Consider the following 16,498-nt stretch of genomic DNA (forward strand, 5'->3'; position numbering starts at 1 on the left):
ATAGCATGACAACATGTATAACTAAAATAAATAATTATGGAAACAAACAAAAAACTAATCGCAGTCGTAGAAATTGGTGGTGACAAAGCAATTCAATTCTGGGCAAGAGCCGATGACTTGGCGCAGCAATATAATGAAAAGTCAACGGATATAGTTTATACAGTGGCGAAACTTCCCGACTCTGATAATCTGTTCCGCTTCTTTGCCACTTCAAAAGAAGAAATGACACAGGAAACTTTGCTGGAATGCAGCCGTGAGTTTCTGGATGAATTGCTGACATTAGTCCCCAGCGACTGTGTCAGGATAAAGATTGCGGAAGGTAAAGAAGAATAAAAAGAAGTACACCGGATACAGGTGGGACGAAGGATTGGGGGCACAGAAAGAGAGCAAATAGAAATACATTCACTATCTTTGCAATCGTTTTTGTAAACCCAACCCTATATAAAATGAAGTTACTCTGGCTCGACCTGAACAGTTCATACGCCCACTCCTCACTGGCACTCCCCGCACTGCATGCACAGATAGCCGACGATGCCTCCATCGAATGGGACATCGTATCCGCCACCATCAACGAGAATGTGGGCATGGTAGCGGGCGAAGTCTACCGCCGCCGCCCCGACCTGCTTGCCGCCACCACCTGGTTGTTCAACCACGAGCAACTGTTGCACATCATTTCAAGAGTAAAAGCCCTGCTGCCCCAATGCTGCATCGTATTGGGCGGACCGGAATTTCTGGGAGACAACGAATTCTTCCTGCGCAGCAACCCGTTTGTCAGTTGCGTGTTCAGGGGAGAAGGCGAAGAAGTGTTCCCGCAATGGATACCCCACCGCAACCATCCGACGGAATGGAAGAATATCCCCGGACTCTGTTACCTCGACTCCAATGGAAATTACATCGACAACGGCATCGCCCGCGTACTGGATTTCCATCACCTCGTTCCCCCCGAGAAAAGCCGTTTCTTCAACTGGAGCAAGCCTTTCGTTCAACTGGAAACCACACGGGGCTGCTTCAACACCTGCGCCTTCTGTGTCAGCGGCGGAGAAAAACCCGTGCGCACCCTGTCCATCGAAGCAATCCGCGAACGGCTGCAAATCATCCACCGACACGGAATAAAGAACGTGCGTGTGCTCGACCGTACTTTCAATTATAATACCCGCCGGGCAAAAGAGCTGTTGGAACTGTTTCTTGAATTTTCCCCCGATATACGTTTCCACCTGGAAATGCACCCTGCCCTACTTTCCGAAGAGCTGAAAGAGGAGTTAAAACGTCTGCCCGAAGGGTTACTGCATCTGGAAGCCGGCATACAAAGCCTGCGCGAACCGGTGCTTGTGCAAAGCCGCCGGATGGGGAAATTGGCGGATGCGCTGGAAGGACTAAAATTCCTGTGTGCCCTCCCCAACATGGAAACGCACGCCGACCTGATTGCCGGGCTCCCGCTCTATCACCTTTCGGAGATATTCGAAGACATCCGCGTACTGGCGGAATATGGTGCCGGAGAAATACAACTGGAATCCCTGAAGCTGCTTCCCGGTACGGAAATGCGCCGGAGAGCGGAAGAACTGGGCATACAATATTCCCCATTCCCGCCCTACGAGGTGCTGCAAACCCGCGAAATCAATGTGGACGAATTGCAAACCGCCCGGCAACTTTCGCGTCTGCTGGATGGATTTTATAATGCCCCCGCCTGGCAAGGTATAACCCGAAGACTGATTCTGGATAACGAAACGTTCCTGCACGAGTTTCTGGAACATCTGATACGGATAGGATTGATAGACCAACCGATGAGTCTGGAAAAGCGGGGCCTCATCCTGTATGAGTTCTGCAAGCAGCATTATCCTGAATATCAGTCAGAAGCAAGCATCGCTTGGATAGAAGCGGGCATGTCGCTAAAAAAGCTCCCGGCAGAACGGGTAAAGACCAAGCGGCAGGTTCCTCCCGTACATTGGGAAGTGCTGTATGGGGAATACAGGGAGAACCTCCGGCTTTGTTTCCTGCCGGTCGGCGAGGAAGAAAAGCGGGGATATTGGTTCGGCTTTGAGTCGGAGATACAGAAAATAGAGCCGGTGTTCAAGGCAAGAAATTAATTTATCGTACGAGGCTGAAATACTACCTTTGCCATACACAGGTTACGGATTAGTTATGCTACCTTTGCGACTCGGCATATCATCATTGGCATTGATGGTAGCCATCATTGGCATTGATGGTGGTCATCATTGGCATTGATGATAGGCTAAGGATATAGGTATGCCCTGCTTAGTCATGGCATCAACGTAGCTAAATCATAAAGAAAGGAGAACTCAACATGGCTTTTTACAAGAAACAGAAACTGAATGGGAAATGGTATCCGAGAGCAATAACCAAAGGTCGCACAGCTACAACGGATGATGTGGCAAAACGTCTGTCGCTTATATCTACGGTAAGTCCGGGAGATACGTATGCAGTACTCGTGAATTTGGGTGAAGTTCTGGGCAAACTGATGAGTGAAGGCCGGTCAGTACGACTGAAAGGCGTAGGTACATTCTATCTCTCCTGCCGGTCGTCAAGTCAGGGAGTGGACACGCCCGAAGAAGTCAGTCCCCAGCAAATCACTGATACAAAAGTGCGCTTCATCCCCGAATACAGCCGTGAGCAAAACAACCGAGTGACCGACCGAACCCTCATCGACCCTTATCTGGAATGGATAGACTTTGACGAAATAGGCAACAACAGCAACAAATAACCCCTCTTCAAGAGGCTGAACAAGACCAATTTCAACCCCACTATATGGAAAACCAAATCATCGAAAAAGTCGATTTCACCATCGACGAACTGGAACCCAATTACTACGAATGTACCTTCGACAAATGTAACTTCTCCGGCCAGAGCATCGGCAGAGTTATCTTTGAGAGATGCACCTTCAAAGAATGCAACCTGTCACTGGTGAAAACCAACAACACCTCCTGGCTGGATGTCCTCTTCACCGACTGCAAGATGACAGGCATCAACTTCACCCTCAGCAACCGCTTCGGCCTGTCCATAGAGTTCCGCAACTGCCTCCTCTCCTACGCCCTGTTCACCGAAATGAAACTGAAAGGCACCCGCTTTATCCGCTGCGACCTGCAAAATGCTGACTTCATGGAGACGCAACTCCCCGAAGCCAAATTCACCGAGTGCGACCTCTGCTACGCCTCTTTCCACCACACCAACCTGGAAAAGGCCGATTTCAGCACCGCCCGCAACTATGCCTTGAACCCTGCCGCCAACCGCCTGAAGAAAGCTAAATTCTCCCGCTACGGGTTGGAAGGACTGCTGACAGGGTTAGGAATAGAGGTAGTTGACTGACGGGATTCATAAACCAACTTAGGAGCGGGTGCCGTGCAACAAGGCAATGAAACCCAGAACGTACTGCCTGCCCCCACTTCCGAAGTCAACCCGATGGTTCCGCCCATACTTTCGGCAATAGACTTGCATATGGGCAACCCTAACCCAACTCCTTGCATGAACGAATTCACCTTCTCGAAACGTTCGAAGATAACTGATTGCTTGTCTTGCGGAATACCACATCCCGTATCCGTCACACTAATCTTGATACCTTTTTCCGTTACGTCGTAAGCTATATCTATACAGCCGCTTTGTGTATTTTTCAAAGAGTTCGACAGAAAATTATCCAGTATCTGCTTGACGCGCTGCGCATCAAGTTCCACCATGTAATCCTGTTCGGGTTTATCCACACGGACTTCCAGTTTCCCTTCGCCCTTTGCCCGGCAGTTTGCAGCACTCTCCGCAACAAGGTCCGACAGGCAGAACCACGTAGGATATAAGTCGATGTGTCCCGCCTCTATCTTCGAAATGTCCAGAATGTCATCCACCAATTTCAGCAACAACATATTGTTATTATGAATCAGGTGGTTATATTCCTCCTTTTCCGCTATGCCCTCCGTCTGGGCCATTATGCTGGAAAAACCGACAATCGCATTCAGCGGCGTACGTATCTCATGACTGATATTGGCAAGGAAGGCAGACTTCAACTTATTAGCTTCCTCCGCTTTCTCCTTGGTCTTCTGCAACTCCGTGATGTCCATGGCCGCACTAATCAGCCAACGGGGTTCACCTTTATAATATAGCAACTGCTTATGCATGCTCAACACATGTTCGCATCCGTCAGACAGCACCAGGCGCTGAGTGGTATCCGAGCAACCGGAACGTATCGCCTCATCATCTGTCTGCCTGAAAGCCGCATAGACTTCAGGAGAAAGAGCACTTGCATTCTTCCCGATTAAATCGTCTTGAGAAACACCATATAATTCTTGGGATTTCTTGTTCCAAAAGAGGTAGTTACAATCATTCTTAATATCCTTCACCGTGGCCGGAATAGGAAGATTATCCAGCAATTCGCGCATCAGGAAATTGTCTTCCTGCATTTCTTTCCATTCCTTTACCGATATGCCATGAAGTTTATACAATCGAAAGTAATAGACTACCGCTATTATTGAAACAACAAAAGCAACTTGGATTGCTAGACACAATATAGACATTGTATATACAGATTTTTTGCCATTATAATATTACAAAGGAATAAAATATCACAAAAACAACCGATATACAATTTGTCATACATATAAAGAATTGTCCTCAACTATATTAAAAAAAGTAATACCACACTGATATACAGAATATTACTTTCTCAATTCTTTCTCTGTATTCTTAAATTCGGAAGGAGTCATTCCCGTCCTTGCCTTGAATAATTGGTGGAAAGTAGGCATACTGTTGATGCCTGACGCTTCGGCAATGGCACGCAATGTATATTCAGGATGTTCCTTCAATAAATGCATGGCATAATTCAAGCGGAGATTATTGAGATATCCGTTCAGATTGGTATCCGTATTCTCTTTTATCATCCGGGCAAAACGGGTATTGTTCATCTTGACCATCCGGGCAAGTTCTTCTCTCGATATGTCAGCGGACAGATACAGGTTATCCCGTTTGATAATATAATCCAGTTTGCCGAAGATTATCTTATTCATCTCTACTTCTTCTTCATCGCCATCGGACGCTTCCGACTCTGTCTGCTCCGTCTCCGGGAAAGGTTGGTCTTCCGACACTCTCTCGGCATCAGCCTGCAAGCGGTTCATCTTCGTCTGCATGGACATCTGCTCGTTGATGCGCTCCACCAGCACTTGGTTCTTACGCTTGATTTTGCGGTTCTGCACCCACATACGCCACAGGAAGAACAGCGACAACAACGAAACGCAGAGGATGAAGACTAACGTAATGGTACGTATGGTAAGCTGGAAAGCCTGTTCCGCAATGCGGGCTTCCTTCTCGTTCACTTCGTAAAGGTTGTCCAGTTCCAGCGCGGCATTGGTTTTATCGCGCCGATAGATGCTGTCCGTTATGGACAGAATGGAAGCACGCAGTGCAGCAACTTTCTCATACTCTTTCAGGGCAAGATAGGCGTCTATCTCCCGTTGCAGAACGCCGACGTACTGAATATTCAAGGTGTCTTGCCGGCGCATCAGCTCCTTGAAGTCGCGGCAATGGTCGAGTACGGCCTGATACTGCTTGGTTACGAGCAGGTACGGGGTGGCATCACGCTTACCGGCAGGAGTGTTATAGGCATGGGTGGACTGGTATTTTTTATGGTACTCTTTCCCACGCTCCACATCTCCCAGCAAATGGCAGATGCGGGACAATTTGGAATAGACATATCCGTATTGCTGGTCGAGGAAAGCCTCACGCACTTCCGGATTGCCTTTCATTCCGTCCAACAGTTTCTCACGTTGCAGGCCTATCTGCAAGGCGTCTTCCAGCCGGTTGTCATTAATCAGGTATCCCATCTTTACCCCATAGAAATAAGAGAGCATCGACTTGTTCTTCACATCTTCCGTAGTATCCAGCAGGGCAATTGCTTTATCGAAGAACTCATACCCTTCGTCTTTTAATGACAGCATCCATTTGTTCTCGCCCATACAGAAAAGCAGCTTACACTCCGCTTCCCGGTCGTTGAGCCTGCGGGCCAATTCCAGACCTTCAACCGCGTAACGGTTGCTTTCTTTGTATTCGCTCAGGGTATGGGAGAGGTCGGCCAAGGTTATGGTCATCTTCAACAAGTGGTCAGGGTGGTTCCCGGAGATAGAATCATGTACATAGGCCCGGCGGGCATAGTGGAATGCCGATTTGTCCTGATACAGATGCGAGTAGACCATGCTACGCAAACCATCCACCATGTATATGGGTAACGCTTGCTTTGTTTCAGCTTCGTTCAGCAGTTGCAACGCGCGTTTCGGCTCATCCATATAGATGTCCGCGATATACTGTTCCGTATATATATCCTTTGTTCCTTTATCTCCGCTTGCCAAGGCAGATACCGGCAGAAAGCCTAACAAGAGGAGACATATATAGAAATGTCTCATACGTTCAATCGTCTGTGTCTATTCCCTTATGGACTGCGCAGTCGGCGCAAATCCCTTTGATTACATAATTAATTCCCGTCTGCATGAATCCCTCCGGAAGCGTGACTGACGGGGCGTGCACACTCCGGATGCAATAGGTTTTATGACAATGTTCGCAATAGAAGTGCATGTGCTGGTCTTCCACCGTACACATGCAGCAGTCTTCGCAAACGGCATACTTCAATGAACCACTTCCATCGTCCACACCATGTATCAGGTGGTGGGAAAGGAACAGGGTCAGTGTCCGGAAAATAGTGGATTTATCAACCGTATCGAGTTTCTCTTCCAAATCTGCCATGGACACAGCCCGCCTCATCTCCATCATGGTGCGGAGAATCAACAGCCTCATCGCTGTAGGTTTGATATCCCGAAGGGACAATTTATGTAGATATACGTCTTTCATACTACTCAGAACTTCTTACCTAATATGCGGACCGAATTGAGAACAACCAGCAAAGCCACTCCGACATCGGCAAACACCGCCGCCCATAGTGTGGCAAAGCCAAAGGCGCCCGCAATCAGAACCAATATTTTCACGGTGATAGCACCGATAATATTTTGCATCACAATCCGTCTTGTGGCCCGTCCGATGGAAATGGCTGTCGCCACCCGCGACGGTTGGTCGGTCTGGATAACTACATCTGCACTTTCGATAGCGGCATCCGAACCCAGCCCTCCCATCGCAATCCCCACATCACTGAGAGCCAGTACGGGAGCGTCATTCATACCATCGCCCACAAAGGCTACGGACACGTCCGGGGCAGAATTGAGCTGTTCCAGATGGACGGCTTTATCTTCGGGAAGCAGGTCACCGTAAGCCTTATCAATGCCCAATTCTGCGGCAAAGATATCAACAATCTCCTGTTTATCACCAGATAACATTTGAATATTATCTATTTTTAAAGCCTTTAATTTTTTTATAGCATCCGTGGCATCCTCCTTCAGAGTGTCCGAAAGCAGCAGACAACCGGCATACCGCCCGTCGACGGCACAGACTACGACAGTGGCTACACAGTCTGTCAGTTCTTCGGGTACGGATATCTTGCGGTCCTTCAACAGGCGGATGTTGCCGACAAGGGCTTTGCGGCTCCCTACTTCGGCCTCCAGACCATAGCCTGCCAGTTCATTCAATGTAGTTACTTCCAGAGGTTCTACACCCCGTTCGGCTGCGAAGCGGGCAACGGCTTGTGCCACAGGATGGGTGCTCTTCTTTTCTACGGACAGCACCAGGCGCAGCAATTCATCTTCCGGAAGACCTGCCGCCTGTATGGATGTCACGCTGAAACTGCCGGTGGTCAGCGTACCCGTTTTGTCGAAGACGATGGCATTCACGCGGGTAATGGCATCCAGATAATTACTTCCCTTAAACAGGATACCCATACGGGAGGCCGCCCCTATTCCTCCGAAATAGCCCAACGGGATACTGATAATCAGTGCGCACGGGCAGGATATTACGAGAAACACCAGGCCACGATAGAGCCAATCGTTGAACACATAGTCGAAGCCCGGATGCACCGCCGCAACAAGTGCGGGAAGGGCTACTATCAGGACAGCCAGAAGCACGACTATCGGTGTATAGATGCGGGCAAACCGCCGGATGAATAGTTCGGCAGGCGCTTTCCGCTCTGCTGCGTCCTGTACAAGGTTAAGGATGCGTGCCAGCGTGCTGTGGTCGTAAGGTTTCGTCACCAGTATGCGCACTGCCTGTCCGCTGACAATCATACCGGCAAGGACATCACCGCCTGCGGAAACATTGCGGGGCATGCTCTCCCCGGTCAGCGCCGAAGTATCGAAAACGGCCTGCGGGTTTTGCAGAGTTCCGTCCAGAGGGACACGTTCGCCTGGTTTTACTTCAATGGTTTCTCCCACATTGACGTCACGGGGAGAGACGGTGCGGAGCGTGTTTTCACGATACACATCCACCCGTTCGGGACGCACATCGAGCAGGCCACGGATATTGCGGGTAGCCTGGTTCACGGCTTTATCCTGCAACATCTCTCCTAAAGTATAGAGCAGCATCACGGCAAGCGCTTCCGGATATTCTCCGATATAGAATGCTCCGAGGGAAGCTAAGGCCATCAGGGAGAATTCATTGAACCAGTCTTTCCGCAAGATGCCCTCCCATGCTTCGCGCATCACAGGAAGTCCCACGGGCAGGAAGCCCAGCAGGAACCAGCAGAATTCAACCACCGGATGGCTGAACCATCCCCATTCCTGATGCTGGAAGATGATACCTAAAATAAGGAATATACCTGATAACACCGGAGCTCCTATCTTACGGATCATAGATTGCTCTTTCTCTTTGCTTTGCGGAGAGGTATGTGTATGTGCACAACAACACTGACATTTTGTTTCCATAATCTGAATCTTATTATTTTGTCCGGTGCAAAGGTAAGAGATGAGGAGTGCAACCGGGTTGCAAAAGGCTTATACTTTTTCTTTCGGGCAAGCGAAAGAAAAAGTATCAAAAAGAAAGTACGCCGCTTCCCAACCGATAATCGCATTCTTCCGCACTTCTCCCCAATGGTAATTTCCTATATCCCCGGTAGATTTTATCACGCGATGGCAAGGTATCAGGAAAGCAACCGGATTTCTCCCGATAGCCGTCCCTACGGCTCTGCAAGCCCCTTCATGTCCCGATTTCATTGCCAGGTCGGCATAAGTAGTCAAACCACCCGCCGGAATTTTCAATAACGTCTCCCATACTTTCAACTGGAATGGAGTGCCTTTTAAGTGAAGTTTAATTTCATCCGGTTTACTCCAATCCCGATTAAAGACAGAGAGAGCATCTTCCTGTTTCCCGTCGAGACTTTTTTCATAGACAGCATTAGGAAAAAGCTGTTTCAAAGAACCCAATGCCTCCTCCTCCCCTTCATCCACAAAAGCGAGATGGCAGATTCCCTTATCAGTAGAAGCAACAATCACCTGACCGAACGGAGTGTCAGCAAAAGAATAGTTGATATGGAGAGCCTGACCACCGTTTTTATATTCCCCCGGCGTCATCCCCTCGATGTTGACAAACAAATCATACAGACGTCCCGTCCCCGACAAACCAACCTCACAAGCTGTATCGAAAAGTGAAGCATGCGTCTGTTTCAGAATACGCTTGGCATACTCAATATTCAAATATTGCAGGAAACCCTTCGGACTTATCCCTGCCCACTCCTGAAACATCCGTTGGAAATGAGCCGGACTCATATTTACATGCCCGGCTATCGTCTCCAACCGGGGCTGTTCCTGCCTATTCTCCTTGATAAAGCGAATGGCAGCAGCAATGCGTTCGTAATTCAATTCCTGTTGTCGCTTCATTTAGGCAAAGGGATTATGGCAAAGCCTTATTAATAAAAGAATCATAGCAAAGACACCGCCGATATCTCCAGTTCCAGCAAGAACTGTTTGGCAGGAAGCCCCCCGCCATACCCCGTCAGCTTCCGATTACTGCCGATGACACGGTGGCAAGGCACAAATATGGAAATAGGATTCGCCCCATTCGATGCCGCCACGGCACGGACAGCCTTGGGATTCCCCAACTTCCGGGACAGTTCTCCATACGATACCGTCGTCCCATAGGGAATATTCAACAGCTCATGCCACACAGACTTCTGAAACTCCGTCCCTACAAAGAGTAGCGGCACACTGAACGTAGTCCGTTTACCCGCAAAGTATTCATCCAGTTGGGTAACGGCTTGCGCCGTCACTTCCGAACTACCTGTTTCATAACCGGCATGCAGTCCATCCTGCATCCTCTTGTCAATGATACCTCTACGTTTTTCATCCACCCAGTCGCACATACAGAGCTTATCTCCGAAAGAGCCAAGTATCAACTCTCCACATGGGGATTGATAATGTTGTATCAGAATTGTATCTATCGCCATCATACACGTTTTTTGATTTTATTCTTGTTCAGCATACAAACATACGGACTTTACACATGAAAAACGACCCGAAACATGCGAAAATCACTTCCACAGTCCTATTTTTCCTTTTTCGACAAGTATCAGTACTTAGAAGATTAAACATTCCCTAAAAGAATGCCGTCCGTAAAACTTCTTTCACAGAAAGACAGTTGTTATCATATAAACCCTAAAAAAACGAACAACATGAAGAATGTAGTATTGATAGGAGCAAGTGGTTTCGTAGGAACCGCCATCCTGAACGAATTGCTGAACAGAAACCATAAAGTAACCGCCATTGTGCGTGATGCTAAAAAAATGAACGCCAGCAACCCGAACCTGACAATCGTCGAAGCCGACGTCACCGACACAGATACCCTGAAAGAGGCCAGCAAAGGAAAAGACGCCGTAATCAGCGCCTACAACCCCGGCTGGAAGAATCCCCATATATATGAAGACACCTTGAAGAACTATCCCCTGATAGTGGAAAGCGCGAAACAAGCCGGCGTGAAGCGTCTGCTCATTGTAGGAGGTGCCGGAACCCTGTTCTATGCCCCCGGCAAGATGGTGATGGATGCTGATGATGTGCCCGCACAGCTTCTGCCCGGCATTAAGTCTCTAGGCGAATTCTACCTGAACACGCTCCGCAAGGAAAAAGACATCGACTGGATATTCCTCTCTCCCGCCGCCAACATGACACCCGGCAAACGCACCGCAAAGTTTCGCATCGGAAAAGACGACCTGGTGGTGGATGCCAACGGAGACAGTAACATATCTGTTGAAGACTTTGCCGTAGCCATGGTGGATGAACTGGAACAGGAAAAACATCATAAGGAACGGTTTACCATAGGATATTAAAAAAATAGAGTGTAACGAAGAATCTTTCTTTTTACTTAAATAAAGAAAAGATAGATTCTTCGTTACACTCTATTTTTCCGTATCTTTGCAACATTAACAAACACCTGGTACTATGTTCAAGGAAAATATGATTGCCCCCTGCGGACTTAATTGCGGCATCTGCCACGAAACCTTACGAAAAGAGAATCCCTGCACCGGTTGTCTGGGTCCCAACGAAACAAAATCCGACTATTGCGCCAATCACTGTAAAATCTCCGTTTGCGATATTCGCCAAACACTACCCGATCGCTTTTGCGACCAATGCCCACAATTCCCTTGTAGCGAAATGACGGATAAAGAAATCTGGTATGCCAACACCTATCCCATGGTGGAGTCGCTGATGGGAAATTTAGCCCTCATACGAAAAGAAGGTATGGAAAAGTTCCTGCAATTGGAAGCAGAACGGTGGGGATGCCCGTGCGGAGGAACTATTTGTGTGCACACAGGCATTTGTTCCGGTTGCGGAAAGGAGTATACCATCAGAAAACACAAAGAGTAGCTGTTCCTGACCGGACAGCCACTCTATGCTCTATTACCTGAAGTGGCATAAACACAGCGTGTTATTCCGCATTCTTCTTCAACCAATCCAACCTGCGCATATCAGGCAGATGCTTCACCTTAAAATTCTCAAACTTAACCTTAAATCCGTCTCCGTCCGGGCAGGCTGCCATCAACCCCACCTTAACGGGAATATTGTCTTGTAACCATGCATTGCGCATCATTATATACGTCTTATCATCAAAGGAATAGAAGATTTCAACCGCATCCAGACGACGGACTGCCTTAATCCAGATATATGGAACCGGCTTATCCAGAGTAATCACACTCCAATCACTTGTCTTATGGGTGACTACTGTACTCACATTAAACTTTCCGTCCACAAACTCTATACCTGCTTTGATATAGTTCTCATGGTCGATGCGGAGCATTAGTCCCGCCTGGTCGAAACGCGCTTTATAATCACCTGTTATCTTCACCTTCGCCTCGAACTCGCCACCATAAACCGAATAATAGAAAGGAGCGTCATCTACCGTAAAACCATAATGGGAGATGCGCCAGTAATCGCTTTGCGGAGTGACAAACATCGAAAGGGTTTTATCTTTTATCTCCCACTGTTCGGGTTCATTAAACCATTGCATTTTCTCTAACGTCTGCGCAAAAGAAGTTTGCGCCACAACAGCCATCAACAGACCAAAAAGTAATTTCTTCATTTTCCGTGTTATTTTAATTAATCGTTATTCTTATATCTGACGAACCACCCGGCAAGGATTGCCGACAGCCAGCACATTGGCAGGAATACTTTTTGTAACCACACTCCCAGCACCAATAATCGTATTATCACCAATCGTCACTCCCGGCAACACACAGACCTGGGCACCAATCCACACATTATTTCCGATAGTGATAGGATAGGCATATTCAAGCCCCTGGATTCTCTGTTCCGCATCCAAAGCATGCCCGGCAGTATAGAAACCACAATTCGGAGCCACAAAAACATTATCGCCAAATGTAACTTTCACTCCATCCAGAATGACGCAATTCACATTCGAATAGAAGTTCTCCCCTATTTCGATATTATATCCGTAATCACAATAAAACGGTTGTTCTATCAGGAAAGATTTTCCGGTCTTACCGAACAATCGGCGGATAATGTTCTCCCGTTCCTTCTTTTGTGAAGGACGCAAGCTATTCAGTTCATAGCACCTCTCCTTGCAGACGTCTCTCTCCGCTAAAAGTTCCGCATCACTATTGGCATCATACAACTTTCCGGCCTTCGCCTTTTCCTTTTCAGTCTCCATAATTTCCTTATTTTGATGAAATAACAATCTGTTTTACTTACCTTTGCAAAGGTAAAGGCTTGCAGGCAAACAGGCAATACTGATTAATAACCATTTTCGCCCCCTTACATACCATGGACATCGTAGATAAACTGAATGAAGAATTGCTGAAACAAACGTTCGCGGAAGAACAGAAACTGACGGAACATCTGGACGAATATAAGCACATCGCCTCCATGTATGCACGTACCGAGAATGCCATAGCCGTATTGAGCGACATGAAAACAAACACCAGCTACCTATATTATGGCGGGGTAGCGGAAAAGCTCGGACTAGCAGAACGGGACACCAGCAAGACGGTTCATTCGATATGGGAAGAAGAAATATTCGGCCTGATGCACCCGGACGATTTACTGGAAAAGCATTTGCAGGAACTCCGCTTCTTTCACTTCCTGAAAAGCGTCCCAAGCCGGAAACGCCGGGACTATTACCTTACGCACAACATGCGTATGCTGGATAATTCCGGCAGATATATGCATGTCCTGCACCGGATATTCTATATAGCCAATGACTCAAACGGCAGTGTATGGCTGTCCCTCTGCCTCTACAACTTTTCCATAAATACCTCTCTGAACTGCATCATCATCAACTCCACCAACGGACAAGCCTTGGAATTGGAAAAGCAAAACTGCAACAATCTGCTGTCGGACAGGGAAAAAGAAGTCCTGCAATTAATTGATAAAGGGAAAATGAGTAAAGACATTGCCCGGATATTATCAATCAGCATAAATACCGTGAACCGGCACCGGCAGAATATTCTGGAAAAGTTGCAAGTGAGTAACTCCATTGAAGCCTGCCGGGTGGCTAAGGAGTTGAAATTGCTGCACGCCTGACAAATGACTCATCAAAGTATTTATATTATCCATCATATGAAGCTACTGATTATTGAAGACGAACGTGAACTGTCGAACAGTATTGTCACTTATCTCAGTTCCGAAAATTATTTGTGCGAGCAAGCTTTCACTTATAATGAAGCAAAAGAAAAGATCGACTTGTATGATTATGACTGCGTACTGCTGGACCTGATGTTGCCGGGAGGAAACGGACTCGATATTCTGCATCGTATTCGAACAAAGAATAACCCGGTAGGGGTTATCATCATATCTGCAAAAGATTCTTTGGACGATAAAGTAAAAGGACTCGAAATCGGTGCGGACGACTATCTTGCCAAACCCTTTCATCTGCCTGAACTCAGAATGCGCATTTATGCCATCATCCGAAGAAAGAACTTCTCTGTCAGCAATATCCTGCAAAGCAATGGAATCAGCATCAATCTACTGAGCAAGGCAGTCAGCATTAACGATGAACCAATTCTATTGACGCGGACGGAATATGACCTATTGCTATTCCTCATCAGCAACAAAAACAAAGTAATTTCCAAAGGAGCCATAGCGGAACATCTGAGCGGAGATATGGCGGACATGCTGGATAACCACGATTTTGTCTATACGCATATAAAGAATCTGAAAGCCAAACTGGCAGAAGCCGGTTGCAAGGACTGTATTAAAAACGTTTACGGAACCGGTTATAAATGGACAGAACAATGAAAAAGAAGAGCCTGCTAAACAAGACGCTTACGCAGTTCATCATCTGCACAGCCATTATACTGCTGTTAGCAACACCTCTATTCTATCTTCTGACAAAGCATTATTATGCCGAAGACATGATAGACATCATAGAAGCGACACAGCAAGGGCATCCTCTACCCGAACTGGAGGTTGTGTAAAAAGTAAGAATCAAGTGTTCTTTGACATATTGTATAAAAAGGATTTTATATCTTTGCTTTGATAACAATAGGATTAATTTTATGGGCTATATTCAACCTTTTGATCGAAATCAACTGACTCTTCCCGAGTCTTTAGATTCTTATATCTCTTGTGAGAACCCTGTTCGTCTGATTGATGTTTTTGTCGATCAGTTTATCAAATTGCACCCTGATTTTTCATCTTATAAAGGTAACAGTCCTACAGGCCGTTCGGCTTATAGCTTTGGTACTTTACTCAAGCTGTATGTCTACGGCTATTTAAACAGTATCAGTTCTTCCCGTAAACTGGAGCGCGAGACTCTGCGTAATATGGAGTTGATCTGGCTTCTGGGTAATCTCCATCCCGATCATAAGACTATTGCCGATTTCCGTTCCAAACAAACTTCGGGCATTCATGAATGTTGCCTTGATTTCCGCCGCTTTCTGGTCAGTTCCGGTTATATTTCAGGCAAATTGGTAGCTGTTGACGGCAGTAAAATCAAAGCCAATACCAATCGTGACGGTCTTACTTTAGATGGTATTAATCGACAGTTAGCCTTGTTGGATACCCGTTTAGAGAAGTATCTGCACCAGCTTAATGAAAATGATCTGGTGGAAACAGCCCAGGAACAATTATCCGAACTCTCGGACGAGCTCGGTGTGGAGAGCTCCCTACTGGAGAAGATAGCCCGTTTGAGCCAACAGGTTGAAGAACTTCAGGCGGAAAAACAGCGTATGCTGGATGAAGGTTCCAAAAGAAGCTTTCCCTCTGACCGCGAAGCTCGCCTGATGAAGACCCGCAACGGTTTTCTTCCGGCTTACAATGTCCAATCAGTGGTAGATTCCCAACATCATCTGATAGGTGCCATGCAGGTTACCGACCACCCGAATGACTTTGAAGACCTTCAATCTTCGATTCATGCCATGCAGGAAGACCTTCAGGTAGAAGTAACCCAAGCCGTTGCCGACACCGGTTATGCCAATGAAGAACAGATCCTGGCCCTTGAAGAAGAAGGCAAAGTGATTGCCGTTCCTTTCAATGAAGGAGACCATTCTCCTAAAGAAGATCGGGAGCACGGAATCTTTTTTACCTATGATGCAGACAATGACTATTATATATGCTCCCAAGAAAAGATATTACCTATTAAAGACAGGCAAGTTCGTAAACATGGAAAGCTTTATAGAAAATATCAGGGAAGAGACTGCAAGGGTTGTCCCCTGATAAAGTTCTGCACCACATCGAAAAAAGGTCGGATTATCTACCGAAGGGCAGATGCCGAACCCATAAGACAGTATATGAAGAAGTGTAAGGGGATGAAATACAAAGCGCTTATACATTTACGAAAAACATTGGTAGAACATCCCTTCGGAACTCTTAAATACTGGATGGGGCAAATACCACTCCTACTCAGAGGAAAGGAAAAGGTACAGGCTGAAATAGATTTGTACGCAACATGCTATAACCTAAGAAGGGTGACTAACATTCAAAGCATACAGGTACTATTGCAACAAGTCCACTATTGGGGTATTAAGTATACCTAATAGCGGTCATTTGCCAAAGGACAACAATAGAAATTCCAAAATAAAGAGATAAAGAGCATTTCCTTTTTAATACAAAATGTCAAAGAACACTTGATTCTTACTTTTTACACAACCTCCCGGGAGGAGGAGAATTGAGATAGTGTTGTTTATCAT

18 protein-coding genes are annotated in these 16,498 nt (G+C 46.8%); 10 read left to right on the forward strand and 8 right to left on the reverse strand.

Features of this window, described 5'->3' with window-relative positions; genetic code table 11:
* The first annotated feature begins 36 nt into the window (after window positions 1-36).
* The 4 genes from HMPREF9447_RS17110 (at window position 37) to HMPREF9447_RS17125 (ending at window position 3,321) form a co-directional block, all read left to right on the forward strand.
* Window positions 37-333 (forward strand): hypothetical protein, encoded by a 297-nt coding sequence (locus HMPREF9447_RS17110; protein ID WP_009131013.1) that lies wholly within the window; start codon window positions 37-39, stop codon window positions 331-333.
* A 113-nt stretch (window positions 334-446) separates the two neighbouring features.
* Complete coding sequence (locus HMPREF9447_RS17115) at window positions 447-2,084, forward strand: B12-binding domain-containing radical SAM protein (protein WP_009131014.1); 1,638 nt, start codon at window positions 447-449, stop codon at window positions 2,082-2,084.
* 218 nt (window positions 2,085-2,302) lie between these two features.
* The gene (locus HMPREF9447_RS17120; protein WP_009131015.1) at window positions 2,303-2,719 is read left to right on the forward strand and encodes an HU family DNA-binding protein; all 417 of its coding nucleotides are present in this window, start codon (window positions 2,303-2,305) and stop codon (window positions 2,717-2,719) included.
* Between the two features lie 44 nt (window positions 2,720-2,763).
* A complete protein-coding gene (locus HMPREF9447_RS17125) occupies window positions 2,764-3,321 on the forward strand; it encodes a pentapeptide repeat-containing protein (RefSeq protein ID WP_009131016.1) in 558 nt (185 codons plus the stop codon).
* Here HMPREF9447_RS17125 and HMPREF9447_RS17130 read toward each other — a convergent pair.
* The 6 genes from HMPREF9447_RS17130 to HMPREF9447_RS17155 all read right to left on the reverse strand — a co-directional run bounded on the left by HMPREF9447_RS17130 (window position 3,270) and on the right by HMPREF9447_RS17155 (window position 10,309).
* Window positions 3,270-4,400 carry a sensor histidine kinase gene (locus tag HMPREF9447_RS17130; protein WP_244267639.1) on the reverse strand — a complete coding sequence of 377 codons (1,131 nt, stop codon included), beginning with the start codon at window positions 4,398-4,400 and terminating at the stop codon, window positions 3,270-3,272. The genes HMPREF9447_RS17125 and HMPREF9447_RS17130 overlap by 52 nt on opposite strands.
* Before the next feature lie 255 nt (window positions 4,401-4,655).
* Window positions 4,656-6,392, reverse strand: coding sequence for a helix-turn-helix domain-containing protein (locus tag HMPREF9447_RS17135; RefSeq protein ID WP_009131018.1), 1,737 nt, complete (start codon window positions 6,390-6,392; stop codon window positions 4,656-4,658).
* Between the two features lie 4 nt (window positions 6,393-6,396).
* Complete coding sequence (locus HMPREF9447_RS17140) at window positions 6,397-6,834, reverse strand: Fur family transcriptional regulator (RefSeq protein ID WP_009131019.1); 438 nt, start codon at window positions 6,832-6,834, stop codon at window positions 6,397-6,399.
* Between the two features lie 5 nt (window positions 6,835-6,839).
* On the reverse strand, window positions 6,840-8,789 hold the full coding sequence (locus HMPREF9447_RS17145) for a heavy metal translocating P-type ATPase (RefSeq protein WP_009131020.1): 1,950 nt from the start codon (window positions 8,787-8,789) through the stop codon (window positions 6,840-6,842).
* 69 nt (window positions 8,790-8,858) lie between these two features.
* A complete protein-coding gene (locus HMPREF9447_RS17150) occupies window positions 8,859-9,740 on the reverse strand; it encodes a methylated-DNA--[protein]-cysteine S-methyltransferase (RefSeq protein WP_009131021.1) in 882 nt (293 codons plus the stop codon).
* A gap of 41 nt (window positions 9,741-9,781) precedes the next feature.
* Complete coding sequence (locus HMPREF9447_RS17155) at window positions 9,782-10,309, reverse strand: methylated-DNA--[protein]-cysteine S-methyltransferase (protein ID WP_009131022.1); 528 nt, start codon at window positions 10,307-10,309, stop codon at window positions 9,782-9,784.
* 222 nt (window positions 10,310-10,531) lie between these two features.
* On the opposite strand from HMPREF9447_RS17155, the gene HMPREF9447_RS17160 reads away from it, so the two are divergent.
* Entirely contained in the window at window positions 10,532-11,182 is a 651-nt protein-coding gene (locus HMPREF9447_RS17160) for an NAD(P)-dependent oxidoreductase (RefSeq protein ID WP_009131023.1), read from the forward strand.
* Window positions 11,183-11,294: 112 nt separating this feature from the next.
* Window positions 11,295-11,720, forward strand: a complete 426-nt coding sequence (locus HMPREF9447_RS17165) for a DUF3795 domain-containing protein (protein WP_009131024.1) — start codon at window positions 11,295-11,297, stop codon at window positions 11,718-11,720.
* 61 nt (window positions 11,721-11,781) lie between these two features.
* On the opposite strand, the gene HMPREF9447_RS17170 is transcribed toward HMPREF9447_RS17165, so the two are convergent.
* The gene (locus HMPREF9447_RS17170; protein ID WP_009131025.1) at window positions 11,782-12,432 is read right to left on the reverse strand and encodes a DUF1349 domain-containing protein; all 651 of its coding nucleotides are present in this window, start codon (window positions 12,430-12,432) and stop codon (window positions 11,782-11,784) included.
* A 30-nt stretch (window positions 12,433-12,462) separates the two neighbouring features.
* Window positions 12,463-13,020, reverse strand: a complete 558-nt coding sequence (locus HMPREF9447_RS17175) for a sugar O-acetyltransferase (RefSeq protein ID WP_009131026.1) — start codon at window positions 13,018-13,020, stop codon at window positions 12,463-12,465.
* A 113-nt stretch (window positions 13,021-13,133) separates the two neighbouring features.
* Between HMPREF9447_RS17175 and HMPREF9447_RS17180 the strand changes: the two genes are divergently transcribed.
* The 4 genes from HMPREF9447_RS17180 to HMPREF9447_RS17195 all read left to right on the forward strand — a co-directional run bounded on the left by HMPREF9447_RS17180 (window position 13,134) and on the right by HMPREF9447_RS17195 (window position 16,345).
* Window positions 13,134-13,892: a response regulator transcription factor gene (locus tag HMPREF9447_RS17180; protein WP_009131027.1), complete on the forward strand. Its 759-nt coding sequence runs from the start codon at window positions 13,134-13,136 to the stop codon at window positions 13,890-13,892.
* Between the two features lie 36 nt (window positions 13,893-13,928).
* Window positions 13,929-14,606, forward strand: coding sequence for a response regulator transcription factor (locus tag HMPREF9447_RS17185; RefSeq protein ID WP_009131028.1), 678 nt, complete (start codon window positions 13,929-13,931; stop codon window positions 14,604-14,606).
* Window positions 14,603-14,785: a hypothetical protein gene (locus tag HMPREF9447_RS17190; RefSeq protein WP_009131029.1), complete on the forward strand. Its 183-nt coding sequence runs from the start codon at window positions 14,603-14,605 to the stop codon at window positions 14,783-14,785. The genes HMPREF9447_RS17185 and HMPREF9447_RS17190 overlap by 4 nt, the downstream gene beginning before the upstream one ends.
* Window positions 14,786-14,866: 81 nt before the next feature.
* Window positions 14,867-16,345 carry an IS1182 family transposase gene (locus HMPREF9447_RS17195; protein WP_009131030.1) on the forward strand — a complete coding sequence of 493 codons (1,479 nt, stop codon included), beginning with the start codon at window positions 14,867-14,869 and terminating at the stop codon, window positions 16,343-16,345.
* Window positions 16,346-16,498: the final 153 nt, after the last annotated feature.

Origin of the sequence: Bacteroides oleiciplenus YIT 12058 (genome assembly GCF_000315485.1) — a bacterium.
Taxonomy (GTDB): Bacteria; Bacteroidota; Bacteroidia; order Bacteroidales; family Bacteroidaceae; genus Bacteroides; species Bacteroides oleiciplenus.